The organism is Streptomyces sp. So13.3 (genome assembly GCF_005860785.2).
Lineage (GTDB): Bacteria > Actinomycetota > Actinomycetes > Streptomycetales > Streptomycetaceae > Actinacidiphila > Actinacidiphila fildesensis.
In genome coordinates this window covers 1,047,864-1,066,800 of the sequence record NZ_CP048835.1, presented here as the reverse complement: position 1 = coordinate 1,066,800, position 18,937 = coordinate 1,047,864, and the positions used below count along the sequence as shown (strand labels likewise).

Below are 18,937 nucleotides of genomic sequence, written 5' to 3'. Positions count from 1 at the left end.
CGGAGGAACGGGACTCAGCAGCTCAGGTTGTTGCCTGCCGGGACACCGAGGATCTGGACGAAGCGCTGGTAGGCGTCGATCCGGCTCTGCACCTGGGCGGGGTTGCCGCCGTTGCATTCGATGCTTCCGTTGATGCTACGGATGGTCTCGCCGAAGCCGGCGCCGTTCACCATGGCGTTGTGCGGGGTCATGGTGCCGGGGCCGCTCTGGGTGTTCCAGTACCACAGGCCGGTCTTCCAGGCGACGGACGAGTCGTTCTGGACGAGGTTGGGGTTGTGGAGCAGATCGATGCCGAGTGCGTCGCCCGCGGCCTTGTAGTTGAAGTTCCAGCTCAGCTGGATCGGACCGCGGCCGTAGTACGCGGCCTGGCCGGCGGGGCAGCCGTAGGACTGGCTCGCGTCGCAGTAGTGGGGGTAGTTGGCGGTGTTCTGCTCGACGATGTAGACGAGTCCGCCGGTCTCGTGGTTGACGTTGGCCAGGAACGCGGCGGCTTCCTGCCGCTTGACGGTGTCGCTCCCGGTGTTGGCGAAGCCGGGGTAGGCGCTGAGGGCCGCGGTCAGGCCGCTGTAGGAGTAGAACGAGTTGCGGCTCGGGAACATCTGGTTGAACTGGGACTCGCTGACCGGGAAGCCGCCCTGGCTGGGCGGTGTGGTCGGCGATCCGCCGCAGGTGTACGGCTCCCAGTACCAGGTGCTGATGACCGGGTCGTAGCCGGGATTGTCGTGCTCGGCGCGGTACGCGTTGCCGTCGGTGTACTTGACGACGTCACCGGTGACGTAGGCCCGGCCCGCGACCCACGCGGGGTAGTCGCACGATCCGGTGCCGCCGGTGGTGCCGCCGGAGCCACCCGAGCTGCCGCAGGCTCCCTGGTCGGCCCAGACCGCCGCGTTGCCGGGTGTCTCGTTCTGGGTCCACCACTTCGCGGACCAGTTGTGACCGTTGTAGGACGCGGACAGTCCGCCGGTGTACACCGTGGAGGAGTTCCACGCGGTCGTACACTGCGCGGCGGAAGCGGTGGACGCCAGCGGTACGAGGACCGCCAGTCCGACCGCGACGATCAGAGCGGTGAGGAACGCCATGATCCGTTTTCTTGACACGGGGCCACTCCTAGTGGGGGATCGAGTGGGGATAGCCCTGCACTCAACCCGATTGGTCTGGACCTGTCAAGGTCTGGACCAATAGTGCGCGAGGTCGGAGCGGTTCTCCAACGAGCCGCTGCCGGGGAGTGGTTGGCGGCGGCTGCGGTAGCCTCCTGGGCAGTGACCGCAGAACGATCGACGGGACCGTGACCGGAGCAATGGCGTCAGAAGGCAGTGCGCGGCATCCGGCGGGCCGTACGGCGTTGGTCATCAAGGTTCCGGAGGCGGAACCTCTGGTGGGGGAGTGGCGGCGGCGGTTCGACCCCGCCGCGGGGACCGGGGTCCCGGCGCACGTGTCGGTGCTCTACCCGTTCCTGGACCACCCGCGGATCGATGGTTCCGTCGCCGAGGCCCTGGGGGAGTCACTGGGCGCTCACGCCCCGTTCGAGTTGGCCTTCCGTCGCTGCGGACGCTTCCCCGCGATGCTCCATCTCGTCCCCGAGCCGGACGGCCCCCTCCGGGCGCTCACCCGTGGCGTCGCCGACCGCTGGCCGGAGGCGCAACCGTACGGAGGCCGGTACGCCGACGCGGCACCGCATCTGACCGTCGCCTACAGCCCGGATCCGGGCGTGTTCGACACGATCGAGGCCGATCTGACGGCCGGGCTTCCCTTCACGACCCGCGTCACCGCGGTGCAGCTGGTCGTCTGGGACGGCGCCCACTGGCACGACGCGGAGACGTTCCCGCTGCGCGGCTGACCATCCTGACCGGGATCCGGCCGCTGGGCCGAACGGGTCACTCCGTCAGACAGGGGCAGGACGTCACACTCTCCAGATTCACCGGGCAGCCGTTGTCCGGGCCTCTGACGCAGGCGCCCTCTCCGCAGCACGAGCAGTTGCCGCATGAGGTCGACAGCAGCCGCGGCTGCCGGGACATCTGGGACGGGCCGTTCACATCACGTTGTTCATCCACGGTGGACTGGATACCACCGGTGCCCGCGGTCCGCCCGTCGTCGGCCGCGGAGCGTGCGGGTGCCGAATGGCGGCGGGGGCGTGATCGTGGAGCCGTGGCCGGGGAGGAGACCCAGCGATCGCAGACCGGGCCGCGGTGACGAACCGGCCGGGTCGCGGCCCGCCCGCACGGTAGTCACCGGGTCGCGGTCGTCATGCGGCGAGGGCGGGCAGGGTGACGCCGGTGAGGCGTTCGGCTTCCGCCCACAGCCGGGCGTTGGCCGTGGTGTCGAGGGCCCGGCGGGTGGTGCGTGCGGTGGTGGTGGGGCCGACCAGTCCGAATCGTCCGCCCGGTCCGTAGTAGGCGGCGGGAGTGGCGTCCGGGCTGGTGGCGGCGTACAGCAGCGGCTCGGCGCCCTGTTCGACGCCCTGCGACGGCAGGATGGCGAGGCTGTTGAGCAGCGAGCGCTTCGGCTTGTCGCGGCCCAGGGTCGCGCCCGCCGTCTGGAGGTTGGTGCGCGCGCAGGCCGGCGTGCTCGAACGCAACGTCTCTCCGAAGGTCACCGCGGAGTACAAGCGCAGCGCGATCACCAACGTGGGTGAGCTGGCCCGGATGGTGCGGGAGCGGGTGCCCGAGCTCGCAGAGCACGACGCCGTACGGTTCGCCGGTGCCACCGTCATGGTGACCGGCGCGACGTGGACCCACTCGCAGCCGTCAGCCGCGATGCTCGCCGTCTACGAGACCGATCCCGAGCCGGCGGCGATGCGGCTGGACTTCACCGACACCCTCCGCCAACTGCTCGAGGTGCTGCTCACGGGCCTGCTCGCCCGAGCGTCCGGCTGAGCCGGGGCGGTCGGGCCGATGCGGCCGATCCGGGGCTTCACGCGGGGCAGCCGGCGTCGGCGATGACGAAGTAGCCGGTCGGGGCCTCCTGGAGGGTGTGGGTGGTGAAGACGTTGTCCAGGCCCATGTTCTGGCCGGAGCCGTTGGCATAGGCGTAGCCACCGCTCTGGTGGGCGCGCCCGGCCGCGACCTGGTGGTAGTTGTCGGTGGTGAAGCACCGGGGCGCGGCCCCGGTGGTCGTCGCTGTGACCGTCGCCGAGGCGGCACCGGCGGCGCCCGCGGAGTCGACCGCGGTGACCGTGTAGCCGTAGGCGGTGCCGGCGGACAGCCCGGTGTCGGTGTACGACGCCGATGCGGTGGATCCCACGACGGCACCGTTGCGCCGGACGGTGTACGAGGCCGCGCCGTCGACCGCGTTCCAGGCCAGTGACGCGGAGGTGCCGGTGGACCCGGTGACCCGGACACCGGTGGGAGCGGGCAGGGAGCCGGGACCGCCGGGGGAGCTGTCCAGGCCCCAGAACGTGGCCGTGTAGTAGCTGGAGCAGACGGTGTCGAGGAAGTAGGCGCCGGCGGTACCGCACTGATCGGTGCCGGATCCCGGTTGCACGGCGAGACCGTGGCCCATGCCGGAGATCGAGTACAGCGCCACGGCGGCTTTGCCCGCGCTGTCGTTGTAGGTGCTCAGCGTGGTGCCGCCGGGCAGGTTCCGGGTGCTGGACGCGGTCTGGCCGATGCTCCAGACGTCGGTCCACTGGTCACGCAGCTCGGTGGCGTTCACCGGTCGGACGGTGGTGTCGGACGTGCCCTGCCAGATCGCGACGCGCGGCCACGATCCGGTGTACCCGGGGAAGGAGCCGCGGACCTTGTCGCCCCACTGGGCGGGCGTGAGGTTCTGGGCGGCGTTCTGGCAGGAGGAAGCCGCGGCCTGGGTGGTGGCGCACTGGGCGGGCAGCCCGGAGTCGACGGAGCCGCCCGCGAACACCTCGGGGTAGTCGGCGAGCAGATCGGCCGCCATGCCGGCGCCCGCGGACAGACCGGTGATGAAGACCCGGTGGCTGTCGGAACCGAGCTGCGCCGCGGCGTGGTTCACCATCTGGAGCACCGAGGCGGCCTCACCGCGCCCGCGGGTGTCCTTCGTCGCGTCGAACCAACTGAAGCACGACAGGACGTTGTTGGCCGTGCCGGTCTGCGGGTAGACCACGGCGAAGCCCCACAGGTCGGCGTACTTCTGCCAGCCCGAGTGCGTGTGGTAGTCGCTCGCGGTCTGCGTACAGCCGTGGAGGGCGACGACCAGCGGGGCGCCGGCGGGCAGGTTCGCCGGCGTGTACTGGTACATCGTCAGATTGCCGGGATTGGAGCCGAAGCCGGTGACCTGCTGATACGTGCCGGCCGCCGCGGCAGCCGGCACGCTCGTCAGTCCTGCGGTGAGAAGCCCGAGAACGACGATCAGGGTGAGGCGTCGGAAGATGCCGCGCAGGCGGGGTGCGGTCATGACGAACCTGCCAGTTCCACGAGGTGTCGGGCCACCGTCCTGGCGCCTTCGTCCCCGATGAGGATGGTGTAGTGGTTGGTGCCCGCCAGCTTCAGCGGGGTGACGTTCGGGTGGTCCAGGCCGGCCGCGGCCAGCCGCTCCTCGTCGTACAGCCCCTGCGGCTCGTCCATCAGACCGCGCTCGGCCCACAACAGCCGGGCCTGGCCGGGCAGCTGGTGAACGGCGGCCAGGACGTCCTCGGAGAACAGGTCGACACCGTCGGTGCGGACCGCCTCGATCCGGCAGGAGGACCGCAGTTCCGGCTCCTGCCCCACCAGATCGCGCTGGACGTAGGCGTCCACCCAGGGCTCCCAGGACGCGCCGAACGCCGGATGCGCCTGCCAGAACGACCGGTAGGTGTCGCGGTCCGGGAAGGTCATCGACAGACGGCTCATGGCCGGTCCGATGACCGCCGTGATCAGCTCGTCGGGTGCCAGTTCCAGCGGTGCCGGAAAGCCCACCGCGCCGTCCACCAGCAGCAGGGAGGGGAACCGGTCCGGGTGGCGTACCGCGGCCACGGCCGCGACGAAGGCGCCCATGGAGTGTCCGGCCAGCACCACGCGGGGCGCACCGACCGCCGCCATCAGGGCTGCCGCGTCATCGGCGTGGCGGGCGATCCCGTACGGTCCCGGCAGCGCGGCACTGCCCGCCCGCCCGCGCAGATCGGGGGCGAGCAGGGTGACGCGGCCCGCCAGATGATGGGCGACGCGCGCCCAGGACAGGGCGTTGCCGGTGATCCCGTGCAGCGCCATCACCACCGGCGCGTCGGGCACGGCGGCCGGCCAGCGCAGTACGGCGAGTTCCCCTCCTTCCACGGCGACGGTGAACTCCTCGAACGTTTCCGCCTCGACGGCTGGGGTGGGATTCTGCGTCATGACGCGGGGATCTCTTTCCGTTCGGCGGGCTCGGCTTCTGTCATGGTGCGCCCGGTGGCTCGTGAGGACCAGGTGACGCGGGCCCGTTCCGGCAGCCGCACCACACCGCCGGGCAGCAGGTACACGACCGCGACGAAGACGGTGCCGAGCAGGAACAGCGGCTGGGAGAGCGGGACCCGCAGCACCGCGGGGAGGCCGGCCACCGCGCCGGACCCGGCCAGGTCGCCGAGGCGGTGGTCGGCCCAGGTGTAGAGGACCCCGCCGACGAGCGGTCCCCAGCGCGATCCGGAGCCGCCCAGCACCACCATCACCAGGAGCGACAACGTGAAGTTCGACGTGGTGGTCTGCGGGGTGGCACCGCCGGTGAGCAGCAGATAGACGATGCCGCCGAGCGCCGCCAGGGCGCCGGACAGGGTGAACGCCACGAGCTTGAAGCCGTAGGGCCGCAGCCCGAGCACCTCCACCCGGCGCTCGTTCTCCTTGATGCCCTCCCAGACCCGGCCGGTGGGCGAACGCACCGCGCAGTGGACGGCGGCGAGCGTGACGACCAGGTAGGCCAGGGCGATCCAGTACAGATTGACGGTGTGTTCGATGCCCACCAGGGAGGCGGGCAGCCGGTTCGCCGGGACGGCCCGCCCCTCCTCCCCGCCGGTCAGGCCGCCCGGGTCGCGTGCGACGAGGATCGACCCGGCCTGGGCGAACGCCAGCGTCACCATGGAGAAGCCGATGCCGCTCACCCGCAGCCCGACCGCTCCCAGCAGCGCGGCCAGCGCCGTGCCGAAGAGCAGCGCCAGGAGTGCCGAGGTGACGAACGGCAGCCCGGCCTCCAGCATGATCGTATTGGTGGCGTAACCGCCTGCGGCGAAGTACAGGGCATGGCCGAAGGAGAGCAGTCCCGTACGGCCCAGCAGCAGGTCGTATCCGGTGGCCAGGCCCCCGAAGACCAGGCACAGGGCCAGCAGTTGGAGACTGCCGGGGCTGCCGATCGGACCGTCCAGCAACCCCGGCAGGGGCAGTGCGCTGTACGGTGCGGCGAGCAGCGCGAGCAACAGGCCGGCCGGCCACCAGCGGATGAGGTGCCGGCCGCGTCGGCCATGGCCGGCAGCGGTGTCGCAGTGCTCGCGAACGGGGTCCTTCGGCTGGGTCGTGGTGGTCACGCGAGTCTCCCGGTGAGGCCGCGCGGCCGGGCGAGGAGCAGCGCGGCGAGCAGCACGACGACGGCGAGGTCGCCGAGTCCCGCGGTGGTGTAGTAGTTGGCGAACTGCTGGACGAGGCCGACGGCGACCGAGGCCAGCGCGGCGCCGGTGATCGAGCCCATGCCGCCCATCACGACCACGACGAAGGCGAAGATGAGCAGCGAGGTGCCCTGGCCGGGGTCGACGGAACCGAAGTACAGACCGCCGAGGGCGCCCGCCAACGCGGCCGCGGCTCCACCGATGGCGAAGACCAGCGTGAACGCTCTGCGGACGTCGATGCCCAGTGCGGTGACCATGGCCCGGTCCTCCACTCCCGCGCGGACGACCAGACCGTGCCGGGTGCCGCCGAGGAAGAGTTTCAGGGCGGCGAGCACGACCACGGCGGCGCCCGTCAGGACCAGGCGGTTGACGGGGATCTGGGCGCCCAGCAGTCCGAAGGTGCCCGACAGCGCCCGCGGTCCGGGGAAGGGGCGGGCGTCGGCCCCCCAGATCGCCGAGAGCAGCGCCGGAACCGCGAGTCCGACGCCGACGGTCGCGAGGACCTGTTCACGGGGACGCGCGTACAGCGGCCGGATCAGGGCCAGTTCGAGGAGCACGGCTGCCAGGGCCCCCGTGGCGGTCCCGAAGGCGACGGCCAGGACGAACCCGAATCCGCCGGACCCGGCTGCCGGAAGATGACCGGACGCGGCCCACCAGGTGCCGTAGGCGCCGATCGACAGCAGCGCGCCGTGGGCGAAGTTCAGGACGTCCATCAGACCGAAGATGAGGGACAGCCCCGACGCGACGAGGAAGTACAGCGCCCCCAGCCCGAGTCCGGTGAGTGCGAGCAGCACGACGGTGGACATCAGACGCCGCCCTCCTCGGTGCGCACGGCCCCGGCCGGTGCCGCGCCGTGCCGTCCGACGCCCAGGAGACGGCGCATGGCGTCGGCGTCGGCCAGCAGTTGGGCGGCGGGGCCGCGGTACGACGTGCGGCCGTCCGCCAGTACGACGCAGTGCTCGGCGAGCCGGCGCACCATGGCGAGGTTCTGCTCCACGAGCAGGACGGGTACGGCCTGCGCCGCGCGCTCCAGCACCTGGGCCACCTCGGTGACGACCTTGGGCGCGAGGCCCTTGGTCGGCTCGTCGGCGATGATCAGCCGGTTCCCGTTGAGCAGGGTGCGTCCGATCGCGACCATCTGCTGCTGTCCGCCGGAGAGGGTGCCGGCCGGCTGCCGGGCACGCTGCCTCAGTTCCGGGAAGAGCTCGTGCACCAGGCCGTAGGCCGGTTCGCCGGCGCCGCGCCGCTCGGCGAGCCGCAGGTTCTCCGCGACGGTGAGACCGGCGAACACCCCGCGGTCCTCGGGTGCGTAGCCGATGCCGCGGCGGACCAGCGTGTGGGTGGCCAGCCGGATCGTCTGCTCGCCGTCGAGCAGGACGCTGCCGGTGCGCGGGACGAGTCCGAGGATGCCGCGCACCGTGGTGGTCTTGCCCGCGCCGTTGCGGCCCAGCAGGGCGGTCACCCCGGCGGCGGCGACATCGAGGTCGACGCCGTGCAGGATGTGCCTGCCGCCGATGACGACCCGCAGCTCACGCACCGTCAGCAAAGGGGTCTCGGATCCGTTCACAGCGCCTCCCCGAGGTAGGCCTGCTGCACGGTGGCGTCGGCCATCACCGCTTGCGGGGTGTCCAGCGCCAGGAGGGTGCCGTGGTGCAGCACCGCGAGCCGGTCGGCCAGGCCCAGCAGCACCTCCATATGGTGTTCGACCATGAGGACGGTGCGCCCCTCGTCACGGTGCAGGGAACGGATCAGGTCGGTCAGCGCCGGGACCTCCTCGGCGCTGACCCCGGCCATCGGCTCGTCCAGGAGCATCAGCCGCGGTTCCCCGACCAGCAGCACCGCCAGCTCGAGTTGGCGTTTCCCGCCGTGCGACAGGCTCGCCGCCGGTGACTCGGCGCGCTCCGCCAGACCGGTGCGCTCCAGCACCGCGTCGACCTGCCGCCCGTAGCGCGCCGCGCGCCGCCAGATCCGGTAGGAGCCTCCGGTGGCCGCCTGCGCCGCCAGCCGTATGTGGTCGGCCACCGTCATCGCGGGCCACAGGCTGGAGGTCTGGAAGGTACGGCCGAGCCCGCGCCGGGCCCTCGCCGGCACGGACTCGGCGGTGATGTCGGCACCGTCGAGCTCGATGGTGCCCTCGGTGGCCGGGACGAGACCGCTGATGAGGTTGAACAGCGAGGTTTTGCCGGCCCCGTTGGGGCCTATGAAGGCGAGGAACTCGCCCTCGCGCACGTCGAAGGAGACGTCCTGGACGATGGTGGCGCCGCCCACGGTCCAGCCGACGTCCTGGAGCCGGAGCACCGGAGCGGGGAGTGTGCCGTGCCCCGCGTCGGCGCCCAGTGGTGCGGGGATCGTGGAGTGCACTGGGATCAGCCCGCCATCGGCTTGGCCGGGGGCGTGACCGCCGCCATCGGCAGGGTCGTGAGCAGGTGCGGCCTGGCGGCCGCGGTCGGCCCCGTCAGCTGCGCGGTGAACATCGGCTGCAGCAGCGCGTGGTCCTGGGCGCGGATCCGCTCGCTGCCCTTGGGCCCGTTGAACGTCCAGTCCTCCAGCGCCTTCGCCATCGCGGCGGTGTCGGTGGCGCTGCCCGCCTCGATGGCGTGCACGATCATCTGGGCCGCCGTGAAGCCGTCGGGACTGAACAGGTCGGGCGTTCCGCCCGCCTTCGTGATGCCGTCGAGCATCGCGGTCTCCACCGGGTTGGCGGCCGCGCCGGGGAAGTAGTGGGCCAGGAACGACACTTTGCCACCGGCGGGACCGAACACCGGGTACGAGGCGGTGCCGGCCAGCCCGGTCACCACCTTCGCGGCGTCCAGAACTCCCTGCTGGTTCAACGCCGTCCACAGCGCCGGGGCGGAGGCGCCGGCCCACGCCACGAAGACGAGATCCGGCTTGCCGGCCTTCACCTGCTGGGCGAACGGCGTGAGGTCACCCGCGCCGGGCGGCGCGAGCACGGAGCCGACGCGGGCACCGCCCGCACCCAACACGGCTTTCACGGCCGCCACGTTGGCCTGACCGAACGCGGAGTTCTGCGCCAGCACCGTCACCTTCTTGCCCCGGGAGTCCCCGAGCAGCGAGCCGGCGGTGAGGATGTCCTGGTAGGACTGGCGCCCCGAGCGGAAGGTGTACTTGTTGATCCCGGTCACCGCGTCGGTGGCCGCGGGACCGCTGATGAACAGAACGTGGTTCTGCGCCGCCAGCGGCGCCATCTGCAGGGCCACTCCCGAGTCCGTCGTCCCCGCCAGGATCCTGACGCCCTTGCCGAGCAGGCTCTTGGCCTCGGCGACGGCCTTGGCCGGATCGCCCGCGTCGTCCTGCTCGGTGACCTCGACGGAGTGGCCGCCGACCTTGCCGGTGCCGTGCGTGGCATAGGCGAGGCCCGCGGTGAAGCCTTCCCGGTACTGCTTCCCGTAGGCCGCGAGCGGCCCGCTGCGGGAGTAGACGAGTCCCACTTTGACGGCGGCGGAATCCGCGCCGTCCGCGGCCGGACCGCCGGCCGTTCCCGCGGCACTGCACCCGGCCAGCACCGCGCCGACGGCCAACAGGGACAGCCCCCGGAGGAATCTGCTGCTCGTGGTGCGCGATGTACGCAAACGCATGGTGACCGGCTCCCGCAGAGGTGATGGGTTGCGCAAACCGTAGGAGCGCCGCGCCGCACCGGACATGTGGAGGAGCCACCCTCCCGCCGTGCCGGGAATGGGGGAGAGAGACATGGCGTGTCGACGACCGTCCTGGTGATCAGCATGTCGACACCGTGGCGCCGGGGCGGATCGAGCACCGATTCGCAGGACGTGACGCCGCCGACGCGGGTCGTATCGTACGGGTGGTGCCGCGCGTCGTTCCGGGCGCGTCGGGGAATGATTCCCCTAGCATGAACACCAGTTGAAAGACCGATCCCGCTTTCCCTTCCGTCCTGTTCCGTCGCCGTATGAATCAACCGGGGTCGGACGACGGCCTCCGTTTTCGAGTTTCGAGTTTCGATTTCGATAGGAGGGACACCGTGAACCAGCGCGGATCGGTGCTCCTGGAATGGCTCACCAACAAGCTCGGGCCCAAGCATTCCGTTCCCGCTCCCGGCGGACCGCCGCCGATGGAGGGGAACACCCGCTCCACGGAGGGGAACCTCCGGTTCACGGCCGACTTCTCCTCGCAGGAGCAGTGGGTCGCCGGGCATTCGTGGGCGTATCCGGACGGCGGGCCGGTGAATCCGGGAGACGACAAGCTCGATCACCTCGTGCCCGATGCCGACTACTGCCGCAGCGGATCGTTCCGGGCGACCCGCCGTCCCGACGGCAACTGGAACACGGGCCTGCTGACCACCGAAGGCAGTGCGGAGGAATTCACCCTCCGTACCGGCGACATTCTGGAGACCCGGGTCAGGCTGCCCGAGGCGATCGGGGCCTGGCCGGCGATCTGGACGTGGCGGGACGGTGGAAACGAGATCGACGTATTCGAATACCACCCCGACAATCCGGATCTGCTGGAATTGTCGAACCATGTCAGGGGCGCCCACCGCTCCTACACCGACGCGTCGATCCATCCCGGTGCCTGGGTCGATCTGAAGGTCGAGTTCCGTGCGAGATCCGTCGTCTGGTGGGTCAACGGAACGCGGGTCTTCGCCGACGGGAAGGGCGTGGGCCGCAACTGGCATGCCTACCTGATCGTGAACCTCTCGGTCTGCGGCGGCCGCTACCACCCGGCGCCGGAGGCGGACGTGACGGCCATGTCCTACGAGGTCGACTACCTCCGCGTCCATACGTCCGCGCGCGCCTGAGCGACCTGGGGATCGACGGAGATGGAAAGGATTGCCCGGGCCGTATTCAGGCCACCTGGACCTTCGACGGCAAGACCTGGGACCGCTGCCTGCACTACAACCCCGGTCCCGGTGAGTACGCGATCCGCGGATTCGCCCCGGGAGTCACCATCACGAGTCTCGTATGGCGCGGTGAATGCTGATGCGACCGGACCAGCCTGACGCCGGTTGATCCGGCCCTCCACCCGCCGCCCCCGAAAACACTTTGCCGGGCGGTCGGCGGGTGGGGGAGGCTTCCGGTCATGTCCGACAACGATCCGAGCACGTCACAAGGGGTGGCCGGCCTGTTCTCCCACGGGAGACTGGTAGCGATCCCGCGCAAGACCGCCCGCCGCGAGCAACTGCTCGTCCATCTCACGGAAACCCTGTTCGAGCGGGACCGGGAGTACACCGAGCGAGAGGTCAACGAGGCACTGCACACGGTGCACGAAGACAGCTCGGCGCTGCGGCGCTATCTGGTGGAGGGCGGCCTGCTGGCCCGGACCAGGGACGGCGCGAGCTACCGACGGGTCCACTGACCGGGGCCGGTGCACGCCTGGCTGCGAGTGCGTGCGGCTGGAGCACGCGTACGGCGATGCTGTGTCGCTCGACGTCTACTGGCTGGAGGCCGGGACAGTGAACGCCCGCGCCACCGGATTCCCGGTGACGCGGGCGAGACCACTGAGTTCAGGACCGACGGAAGCCGGTGCTGTCAGGCGCGTTCTGCTGTGAGGGCTTCCATTTCGCGGTCGACGGCGAGCTGGTGCTCCTCGGCGTCCTCCCTGGCCTTCTTGGGGCTCCATCGTCCGGACATCACGAAGATGAACGGAAGGAAGAGCACCTGGCCGCCGACGCACACCCACCACCAGGTGCGCCACTGGCCGGGGCCGTCCTTGGCGGCCTTCTGGACCTTGGGGCCGTACTCCTGCAGCAACTGCAGCTGGGGTTGCGCCTTCTGGACCACCGCGAGGTCGGCGGGTCCGACCTCCTTCACCGCGCGTGCTGTGAGGTCCGGCGGGATGGCGGTCGGCGGGAACTTACCGAGTTCGGCGAACAGCTCCTGGTGCGCGCCGACCACGGCGAGGGCCGGGCCCGCCTGGACCTGGGCCGCCTGTACTTCGGCACCGTGGTCGACCAGCGGGGTGACGGCCGTGACGAGGACCGGGATGAAGGCGGCGGAGACCGCGACGACGGCCCGGATGATCCAGCCCCAGATGGCCAGGCCGGTGGCCGTGGCGGCCGGGTTGTGCCTCTCCACCGTCTCGGTGAAGCTCGCCATCCACGGTGCGTAGGCGAACCCGGCGAAGGCGCCGATGCCGATGAACAGCCAGGCGAACGTGTAGTAGTCGGTGCCCGGATGCGTGGCACGCATCGCGAACGCGGCGGTGACCATGATCGAGCCCAGCGCCCCGACGACCATGAACGGCTTGCGGACCCGGAGCCGGTCCGACAGCAGGCCGGCCACCACCAGGGCGACGGCGTTCGCGGCCCAGTACCAGTTGGCCACCGCGTTGGCGCGCTGCTCGGTGTAGCCGAAGACGGTCGCGAAGAAGACGACGAAGTTCCCGACCGCGGCGAAGTACAGCAGCAGGTAGACGCTGATGGCGAACGCCGAGCCGACGACGTCCAGCCGGAGCATCTGGCGCCAGTGCCCCTGCTGGACGGCCTGCGGGTCCATGCCCTTGGCGCGGGCCTCGACCAGGGCGCGGTCGCGCAGGCTGACCATGATCTGGTCGCGGAGCGCGGGCGAGAGCTCGCGCAGTGCGAACAGCGCGATGACGAAGACGACGAGTCCGGAGGCGCCGGAGTACCGCAGTTCGTCCTGCCAGCTGGCTGTGTCCAGGGTGTGACTGGTGACCGTGGTGACGACGAGGCTGCCGATCACCGGGCCCATCGTCCAGTACCCCATGGCGGTGGCCCGCCCGAGCTGCGGGGAGAAGTCACGGATGAGCGCGGGGGTGGCGACCAGGACGACACCCTCGATGAAGCTCACACAGGTGAAGAGCACCAGGTACATGCCCTTGGAGGAGGCGTTGGGCAGCCCGAACAGGACGAGCAGCGCGGCGATCAGCAGCCCGTAGACGACCATGTTGGCCCGCCCCCAGCGGTCCGCGAGGCCGGCGGCCAGTGATGCGAAGGCTCCCACCGCGTTGCCGACGACCGAGACCCAGATGAAGTAGCTGTAGGTCATGTGGAAGTGCGCGATGATCGAAGTGGCGACCGCGTACTGGATGTACAGCATGTAGTACAGGACGACGGTGGTCACGACGACGATCGCCAGGTACCCCATACGGCGGCCGGTGGCGGGATAGTGCGCGAGGTCGCGGTGCCACAGGCGGGCGGCGAGGCCGGGCCGGGGTCTGGCGGACGGTTCGGGGACGGCGTTGGCGTCGTCGTGCAACGACGGGGGCGTGGCCATGCGGCTCCTCCTGGATACGGATGTGCCGAGCGGAGCGCCTTCGGAGGGCGTGGCCAGAGGGTAGTACCGACCAGTCGGTACGGCCTAGATGTGTGCACGAAGGATTCGAACCCGTTCGACACGGCGCGACGGTCTCGTCGAGCGCCGGGTCCGGCCGGTGCGGAGTTCAGCTCTCCGGACTGCCGACCCGGCCCCTGAGGAACGGGGCCAGGGAGTCCTGGAGTCGCTGGTCATGGGCCGCCGGTATATCGGCCGCCGGGGGGTCGGCCGCCAGGTCGTCGGCAGCCGGGTCGTTTGTCAGAACTGCCAGAGCACGCCGTGGTTGGCGATCGTCATGACCAGCAGGATGCCGAGGTCGGCGACGCCGAGGGCCAGGCCGAGCAGGGCGCGGCCGCGGCGCTGGGTGCCCTTGGCGAGTGCGGTGCAGGCCAGCGCGATGGCGCAGGGGCCGAGTACGAGGTTGAGGACGAGCAGGCCGGGCAGGCCGAGCAGGAACGAGGCGACGGCCATGCCGTCGGCGTCCTTGCGCTCCCGGGTCGAGTGCGTGGCGGGCGAGGCGAGCTGGGTGTTGATGGCGTTCATGGTGTTTCCCCCTTGCTGGTTGGTGTGGAACCGGGTGGTTCTGCTGGTCAGCGGTGGTTCCGGACGCGGGCGATGCCCTCGCGGACGCCGAAGGCCAGCAGCCAGGCGACGATCAGGGCCGACGCGATGGTGAAGACCGAGAGCGAGGTGTGGGCGGCGGCGCCCATCAGGATGCCCATGGCCATGAGGAGTACGACGAGGCTCATCTGCGGTCCCTCCTTGGGGAGTTGGGAAATTCGGGTAACAACTGTTCACTGAGTGAGAGTCTACCCTGGCAAATTTCGGAGAACAGATGTTTACTGAATGACATGAGTCACACCCTCGGCGTCCGACAGGCCCGTAAGCAGCAGACCCGGCAGGCCCTTCTCGATGCCGCGCTGGGCCTGCTGGAGCACCAGAATCTGAGCAGTCTCGGGCTGCGCGAGGTCACCCGGGCAGTGGGCGTCTCGCCCACCGCGTTCTACCGGCACTTCCAGGACCTGTCGGATCTCGGGGTCGCCCTGGTCGAGGAGTCGCTCGGCAGCCTGCATTCGGCGATCCAGGCGGCGATGGCCGAGCAGCGGGATCCGGACCGGCTGATCGACCGCACGGTGGAGATCATCGCCGGCCATGTCCTCGACCACCGGCCGCACATCCGCTTCATCGCCCGTGAGCGGCACGGCGGCGTCCGTCCGGTGCGCGAGGCGATCGCCACCCAGCTGACGCACTTCGCCGACGAGGTGGCCGCCGGCCTCGCCCTTCAGCCCGTCTCCGACGGCTGGACGGACGATGACGTGCGGATGCTCGCGGAGCTCTATGTGGACCACATGGTGACGACCGCGTCCCAGTTCCTGGAGGCGACGCCGGAGGACGAGGAGCGCATCACCTCCACCGCACGCCGCCAGCTGCGGGTCATCAGTCTCGGCCGGCGGCACTGGCTCGACTCCTGAGACGGTCCGCAACCTGGTGTTCTTCGTGAGGAATACCTATATTTGGTGTATAAAGCCCAGCGCCTGCCCCCATGGCTTTCGGCTCCAGTGCCCACAGGCCGGCGGTACGGCGGCCCGGGCGGACTGGAGGTTTGTCATGCGTAAGGTCGCCGACTGCCGGGACATGCCCAGCGAATCCGGTTGCACGCTGACCATCGCCGGCGAGGAGGAAGAGGTCGTACGTGCGGCGTCCGAGCACGCCGCGTCGGTCCACGGACACGCGGACACCCCGGAGCTGCGCGAGATGGTCCGCGGAAGCCTGAAGGACGAAGCCCCGCAACACGTCTGAACGCGCGGACCCGTTTGAACGCGTGGACCCGCCCGAAGCCGTGGCCCCGTCCGAAACCGGGGCCGAGGTCCCGCACCACCAGCACTGCCGGACTCCGCCGCACTGACCTGCGGCGGAGCCTCCGTATGCCCGCCCCATGGTGACGGAGGATTAGGCCGCACGGGTTACGCATGGTTTCCGGATTTGCGGACAGATGCGCGGAGGGATGCCGTCCGGTTGGCCGCTCGTGTGCTGCGGACGCCGGACGGTCGCCTTAGTGTCGGATAACAGACCGTCACAAGACCGCACAGCCCAACACAAACTGCAGGAGCCTTCATGCCGGAGCTGTTCATCGGCGGCCAGTGGACCGCCGCCTCCGACCGGCAGGTGCGGGAGATCCGTTGTCCGGCGGACGGCAAGCTGGTCGCCACCGTCGACGAGGCGGGTCCCAAGGACGCCGCCGCCGCGGTGGGCGCCGCACGCGAGGCGTTCGACAACGGGCCCTGGCCCGGTACACCGGCCGCCCAGCGCGGCCGGCTGCTGCTGCGCGTCGCCGACCTGCTCGAGCGCGACAAGGCCGCCTTCGCCCGCGCCGAATCCCTGGACACCGGGAAACGGCTGGTCGAGAGCGAGTACGACATGGACGACATCGCCAACTGCTTCCGGTACTTCGGCAATCTGGCCGCCTCGGGCGGCACCGACCGGGTCATCGACACCGGTAACCCGGAGACGGACAGCAGGGTGGTGCACGAGCCGGTCGGCGTCTGTTCCCTGATCACCCCGTGGAACTACCCGCTGCTGCAGACCGCGTGGAAGGTGGCCCCCGCGCTCGCGGCCGGCAACACCTTCGTGCTCAAGCCCAGCGAGCTGACCCCGCACACCGCCATCCTCCTGATGGGGCTGCTCAAGGAGGCCGGGCTGCCCGACGGCGTCGCCAACCTGGTGCTCGGCGCCGGGGCCGTCGCGGGAGCGCCGCTCAGTACGGACGAGCGCGTCGACCTGGTGTCCTTCACCGGCGGGCTGGTCACCGGGCGGCACATCATGGCCGCCGCCGCGCCCACCGTGAAGAAGATCGCCCTGGAACTGGGCGGCAAGAACCCCAACATCGTCTTCGCCGACGCCGAGTTCGACACCGCGGTCGACTTCGCCCTGATGGCGGTGTTCCTGCACTCCGGGCAGGTCTGCTCGGCCGGCGCCAGACTGCTGGTACAGGACGAGCTGCACGACAGATTCGTGGACGAGCTGGTGCGACGGGCCCAGGAGATCCGGCTCGGCGGCCCCTTCGACAAGGACGCCCGCACCGGCCCGCTGATCTCCGCCGCGCACCGCGACAAGGTGGAGGCGTATGTCGCGGCCGGCCTGGCGGAAGGGGCGGTGCTCCGCTGCGGCGGTGCGCGGCCCGAGGACCCGGAGCTGGCCAACGGCTACTACTACCCGCCGACCGTGCTGGACGAGTGCACCCCGGGCATGTCCGTGGTCCGCGACGAATCGTTCGGCCCGGTGCTGACGGTCGAGCGGTTCCGCGACGAGGCCGAGGCGGTCGCGCTCGCCAACGACACCGTCTACGGACTGGCCGGAGCGGTCTGGACGCAGGACGGCGAACGTGCGCACCGGGTGGCCGCCCGACTGCGCGTCGGAACCGTATGGATCAACGACTTCCATCCCTATGTGCCACAGGCCGAATGGGGCGGTATGAAGCAGTCCGGCGTCGGCCGTGAACTGGGCCCGGCCGGACTGGCCGAGTACCAGGAGGCCAAGCACATCTGGCGCAACACCGCGGCGCGCCCGCAGCGGTGGTTCGAATGAGCGCCCCCGGCCCGGCCCCCGAGCCGGTGAGGGGCGAGATCGACAACGACGCGGCGCTCACCGAGCTCGGCTACAAGCCCGGACTCAAGCGCACGCTCGGCAACTTCCACACCTTCGCCGCCGGCATCAGCTACATCTCCATCCTGACCGGTACCTTCCAGCTGTTCTACTTCGGTGTCAGCTTCGGCGGGCCTGCCTACTGGTGGTCCTGGCCGATGGTCTTCATCGGACAGCTGATGGTGGCGCTGTGCTTCTGCGAACTCGCCGCGCGCTTCCCCGTCGCGGGCTCGGTCTACAACTGGGCCAAGCAGACCGGCGGCCCGCACATCGGCTGGCTGGCGGGGTGGATGATGACGGTCGCGACCGTGGTGTCGCTGGCCGCCGTGGCCCTCGCCTACCAGCTGACGCTCCCGCAGATCTCCAGCTGGTTCCAGATCATCGGCGACGGCACCGGAAAGTACGACGCGGCTGCCAACGCCGTGCTGCTGGGCACGATCCTGATCATCTTCACCACCGTGGTGAACGCCTTCGGAGTGAAGCTGATGGCCACCATCAACTCCACCGGGGTGTTCATCGAGCTGATCGCCGCGGTCGTCCTGGTGATCCTGCTCGCCGCACACATCACCCGCGGCCCGAGCGCCATCATGACGACCGAAGGCCTCGGGCAGGGGCAGACGCTCGGCTACTTCGGCGCGTTCCTGACCGCCTCGCTCGCCTCGGCGTACGTGATGTACGGCTTCGATACCGCCTCCTCGCTCGGCGAGGAGTCGATCGACCCGGCCAGAAACGCTCCGCGGGCCATCCTGCGAGCCCTCATCGCCTCCTTCATCCTCGGCGGGCTGATCCTGCTCTTCGCGCTGCTGTCCACCCCTGATCTGCACGCGAAGGAGCTGTCCGTGGACGGGCTCCAGTACGTGGTGAAGGCCGTGCTCGGCGAAACGATGGGCCAGGCCGTGCTGTGGTGCGTGGTCATCGCCATCACCGTGTGCGCGCTGTCCGTGCAGACCGCGGGGCTGCGGCTGGCCTTCGCGATGGCCCGGGACAACAACCTGCCGGCCGGCCACAAGCTGGCCAAGCTCCACCACCGGTTCCAGACGCCGGTGCTGGCCACCTGTGTGATCGGGATCCTGGCGATCGCCATCCTGGTCGTCAACATCAACCAGCCGCAGATCTTCTCGGTGGTCACCAGCATCGCCATCATCATGATCTACGTCGCGTATCTGCTGGTCACCATGCCCATGCTGGTGCAGCGGCTGCGCAGGAAGTGGACACCGTCGACCGACCACTTCTCGCTCGGCCGCTGGGGCCTGCCGGTCAACATCCTGGCCGTGCTCTGGGGCACCGCGATGACCGTCAACCTGCTGTGGCCGCGCGCCGAGGTCTACAACGCCACCGGCCCCCAGCACTGGTACCTGCGGTGGGGCGGTGTCCTGTTCGTCGGAGCTGTCGCCCTCGGCGGCTTCGTCTACTACTGGTTCGTGCAGCGCAAGAAGACCGGCGTTCTCGCCGAACACGCCTTCGGCGCGGAGCCCGCACCGGTCCACGGCGGGCCCTGACACGGGCCGCACGACCGGACCGTGGGACCGCACCG

20 protein-coding genes are annotated in these 18,937 nt (G+C 70.3%); 8 read left to right on the top strand and 12 right to left on the bottom strand.

The window, feature by feature from the left end; all coding sequences use genetic code 11:
• Positions 1-14: 14 nt before the first annotated feature.
• The gene (locus tag C8250_RS05050; RefSeq protein WP_244809787.1) at positions 15-1,079 is read right to left on the bottom strand and encodes a glycoside hydrolase family 19 protein; all 1,065 of its coding nucleotides are present in this window, start codon (positions 1,077-1,079) and stop codon (positions 15-17) included.
• 218 nt (positions 1,080-1,297) lie between these two features.
• On the opposite strand from C8250_RS05050, the gene C8250_RS05045 reads away from it, so the two are divergent.
• Positions 1,298-1,837, top strand: a complete 540-nt coding sequence (locus C8250_RS05045) for a 2'-5' RNA ligase family protein (RefSeq protein ID WP_138351393.1) — start codon at positions 1,298-1,300, stop codon at positions 1,835-1,837.
• Positions 1,838-2,242: 405 nt separating this feature from the next.
• Here the strand turns inward: C8250_RS05045 and C8250_RS05040 are convergent, their stop codons facing one another.
• Positions 2,243-2,575: a hypothetical protein gene (locus C8250_RS05040; RefSeq protein WP_232485407.1), complete on the bottom strand. Its 333-nt coding sequence runs from the start codon at positions 2,573-2,575 to the stop codon at positions 2,243-2,245.
• Between C8250_RS05040 and C8250_RS05035 the strand changes: the two genes are divergently transcribed.
• Positions 2,562-2,873, top strand: coding sequence for a hypothetical protein (locus C8250_RS05035; RefSeq protein WP_138351394.1), 312 nt, complete (start codon positions 2,562-2,564; stop codon positions 2,871-2,873). The two genes, C8250_RS05040 and C8250_RS05035, sit on opposite strands and share 14 nt — an antisense overlap.
• Positions 2,874-2,910: 37 nt before the next feature.
• Here the strand turns inward: C8250_RS05035 and C8250_RS05030 are convergent, their stop codons facing one another.
• From C8250_RS05030 to C8250_RS05000, 7 genes are read right to left on the bottom strand one after another with little or no spacing between them, the layout of a single operon-like run.
• The gene (locus C8250_RS05030; RefSeq protein WP_138351395.1) at positions 2,911-4,365 is read right to left on the bottom strand and encodes a PHB depolymerase family esterase; all 1,455 of its coding nucleotides are present in this window, start codon (positions 4,363-4,365) and stop codon (positions 2,911-2,913) included.
• Entirely contained in the window at positions 4,362-5,279 is a 918-nt protein-coding gene (locus C8250_RS05025) for an alpha/beta hydrolase (protein WP_138351396.1), read from the bottom strand. Before C8250_RS05025 ends, C8250_RS05030 begins: the two co-directional genes overlap by 4 nt.
• Positions 5,276-6,436, bottom strand: coding sequence for a branched-chain amino acid ABC transporter permease (locus C8250_RS05020; protein WP_138351397.1), 1,161 nt, complete (start codon positions 6,434-6,436; stop codon positions 5,276-5,278). The genes C8250_RS05025 and C8250_RS05020 overlap by 4 nt, the downstream gene beginning before the upstream one ends.
• Positions 6,433-7,320, bottom strand: a complete 888-nt coding sequence (locus tag C8250_RS05015) for a branched-chain amino acid ABC transporter permease (protein WP_138351398.1) — start codon at positions 7,318-7,320, stop codon at positions 6,433-6,435. Before C8250_RS05015 ends, C8250_RS05020 begins: the two co-directional genes overlap by 4 nt.
• A complete protein-coding gene (locus C8250_RS05010; RefSeq protein ID WP_138351399.1) occupies positions 7,320-8,081 on the bottom strand; it encodes an ATP-binding cassette domain-containing protein in 762 nt (253 codons plus the stop codon). Before C8250_RS05010 ends, C8250_RS05015 begins: the two co-directional genes overlap by 1 nt.
• Positions 8,078-8,875, bottom strand: a complete 798-nt coding sequence (locus C8250_RS05005; RefSeq protein ID WP_244808973.1) for an ABC transporter ATP-binding protein — start codon at positions 8,873-8,875, stop codon at positions 8,078-8,080. Before C8250_RS05005 ends, C8250_RS05010 begins: the two co-directional genes overlap by 4 nt.
• A gap of 5 nt (positions 8,876-8,880) precedes the next feature.
• The gene (locus C8250_RS05000) at positions 8,881-10,110 is read right to left on the bottom strand and encodes a substrate-binding domain-containing protein (protein ID WP_138351400.1); all 1,230 of its coding nucleotides are present in this window, start codon (positions 10,108-10,110) and stop codon (positions 8,881-8,883) included.
• A gap of 491 nt (positions 10,111-10,601) precedes the next feature.
• Between C8250_RS05000 and C8250_RS04995 the strand changes: the two genes are divergently transcribed.
• Positions 10,602-11,285 carry a family 16 glycosylhydrolase gene (locus C8250_RS04995; protein WP_138351601.1) on the top strand — a complete coding sequence of 228 codons (684 nt, stop codon included), beginning with the start codon at positions 10,602-10,604 and terminating at the stop codon, positions 11,283-11,285.
• Between the two features lie 281 nt (positions 11,286-11,566).
• Positions 11,567-11,842, top strand: coding sequence for a DUF2087 domain-containing protein (locus C8250_RS04990; RefSeq protein WP_138351401.1), 276 nt, complete (start codon positions 11,567-11,569; stop codon positions 11,840-11,842).
• Between the two features lie 173 nt (positions 11,843-12,015).
• Here the strand turns inward: C8250_RS04990 and C8250_RS04985 are convergent, their stop codons facing one another.
• From C8250_RS04985 to C8250_RS04975, 3 genes are all read right to left on the bottom strand, one after another.
• The gene (locus C8250_RS04985; protein ID WP_138351402.1) at positions 12,016-13,722 is read right to left on the bottom strand and encodes an MFS transporter; all 1,707 of its coding nucleotides are present in this window, start codon (positions 13,720-13,722) and stop codon (positions 12,016-12,018) included.
• Between the two features lie 297 nt (positions 13,723-14,019).
• On the bottom strand, positions 14,020-14,304 hold the full coding sequence (locus C8250_RS04980; protein ID WP_138351403.1) for a DUF4190 domain-containing protein: 285 nt from the start codon (positions 14,302-14,304) through the stop codon (positions 14,020-14,022).
• Positions 14,305-14,351: 47 nt separating this feature from the next.
• Positions 14,352-14,510, bottom strand: a complete 159-nt coding sequence (locus C8250_RS04975; protein WP_187144730.1) for a hypothetical protein — start codon at positions 14,508-14,510, stop codon at positions 14,352-14,354.
• 102 nt (positions 14,511-14,612) lie between these two features.
• Here C8250_RS04975 and C8250_RS04970 point away from each other — a divergent pair, with 102 nt between their 5' ends.
• The 4 genes from C8250_RS04970 (at position 14,613) to C8250_RS04955 (ending at position 18,902) form a co-directional block, all read left to right on the top strand.
• Positions 14,613-15,233: a TetR family transcriptional regulator gene (locus tag C8250_RS04970; RefSeq protein WP_138351404.1), complete on the top strand. Its 621-nt coding sequence runs from the start codon at positions 14,613-14,615 to the stop codon at positions 15,231-15,233.
• A gap of 136 nt (positions 15,234-15,369) precedes the next feature.
• Positions 15,370-15,561 (top strand): DUF1059 domain-containing protein, encoded by a 192-nt coding sequence (locus C8250_RS04965; protein ID WP_138351405.1) that lies wholly within the window; start codon positions 15,370-15,372, stop codon positions 15,559-15,561.
• Between the two features lie 315 nt (positions 15,562-15,876).
• Positions 15,877-17,346 carry an aldehyde dehydrogenase family protein gene (locus C8250_RS04960; protein ID WP_138351406.1) on the top strand — a complete coding sequence of 490 codons (1,470 nt, stop codon included), beginning with the start codon at positions 15,877-15,879 and terminating at the stop codon, positions 17,344-17,346.
• Positions 17,343-18,902, top strand: a complete 1,560-nt coding sequence (locus C8250_RS04955; protein ID WP_138351407.1) for an APC family permease — start codon at positions 17,343-17,345, stop codon at positions 18,900-18,902. Before C8250_RS04960 ends, C8250_RS04955 begins: the two co-directional genes overlap by 4 nt.
• The last annotated feature ends 35 nt before the right edge of the window (positions 18,903-18,937 follow it).

Excerpts from the sequence above, each read along its gene's own strand:
- C8250_RS05030 (WP_138351395.1), bottom strand. The coding sequence starts at position 4,365 with ATGACCGCACCCCGCCTGCGCGGCATCTTCCGACGCCTCACCCTGATC.
- C8250_RS04990 (WP_138351401.1), top strand. The coding sequence starts at position 11,567 with ATGTCCGACAACGATCCGAGCACGTCACAAGGGGTGGCCGGCCTGTTC.
- C8250_RS04975 (WP_187144730.1), bottom strand. The coding sequence starts at position 14,510 with ATGAGCCTCGTCGTACTCCTCATGGCCATGGGCATCCTGATGGGCGCC.
- C8250_RS05025 (WP_138351396.1), bottom strand. The coding sequence starts at position 5,279 with ATGACGCAGAATCCCACCCCAGCCGTCGAGGCGGAAACGTTCGAGGAG.
- C8250_RS04985 (WP_138351402.1), bottom strand. The coding sequence starts at position 13,722 with ATGGCCACGCCCCCGTCGTTGCACGACGACGCCAACGCCGTCCCCGAA.
- C8250_RS05045 (WP_138351393.1), top strand. The coding sequence starts at position 1,298 with ATGGCGTCAGAAGGCAGTGCGCGGCATCCGGCGGGCCGTACGGCGTTG.
- C8250_RS05050 (WP_244809787.1), bottom strand. The coding sequence starts at position 1,079 with ATGGCGTTCCTCACCGCTCTGATCGTCGCGGTCGGACTGGCGGTCCTC.
- C8250_RS04980 (WP_138351403.1), bottom strand. The coding sequence starts at position 14,304 with ATGAACGCCATCAACACCCAGCTCGCCTCGCCCGCCACGCACTCGACC.
- C8250_RS04955 (WP_138351407.1), top strand. The coding sequence starts at position 17,343 with ATGAGCGCCCCCGGCCCGGCCCCCGAGCCGGTGAGGGGCGAGATCGAC.
- C8250_RS05000 (WP_138351400.1), bottom strand. The coding sequence starts at position 10,110 with ATGCGTTTGCGTACATCGCGCACCACGAGCAGCAGATTCCTCCGGGGG.
- C8250_RS04995 (WP_138351601.1), top strand. The coding sequence starts at position 10,602 with ATGGAGGGGAACACCCGCTCCACGGAGGGGAACCTCCGGTTCACGGCC.
- C8250_RS04970 (WP_138351404.1), top strand. The coding sequence starts at position 14,613 with ATGAGTCACACCCTCGGCGTCCGACAGGCCCGTAAGCAGCAGACCCGG.
- C8250_RS04965 (WP_138351405.1), top strand. The coding sequence starts at position 15,370 with ATGCGTAAGGTCGCCGACTGCCGGGACATGCCCAGCGAATCCGGTTGC.
- C8250_RS05015 (WP_138351398.1), bottom strand. The coding sequence starts at position 7,320 with ATGTCCACCGTCGTGCTGCTCGCACTCACCGGACTCGGGCTGGGGGCG.
- C8250_RS04960 (WP_138351406.1), top strand. The coding sequence starts at position 15,877 with ATGCCGGAGCTGTTCATCGGCGGCCAGTGGACCGCCGCCTCCGACCGG.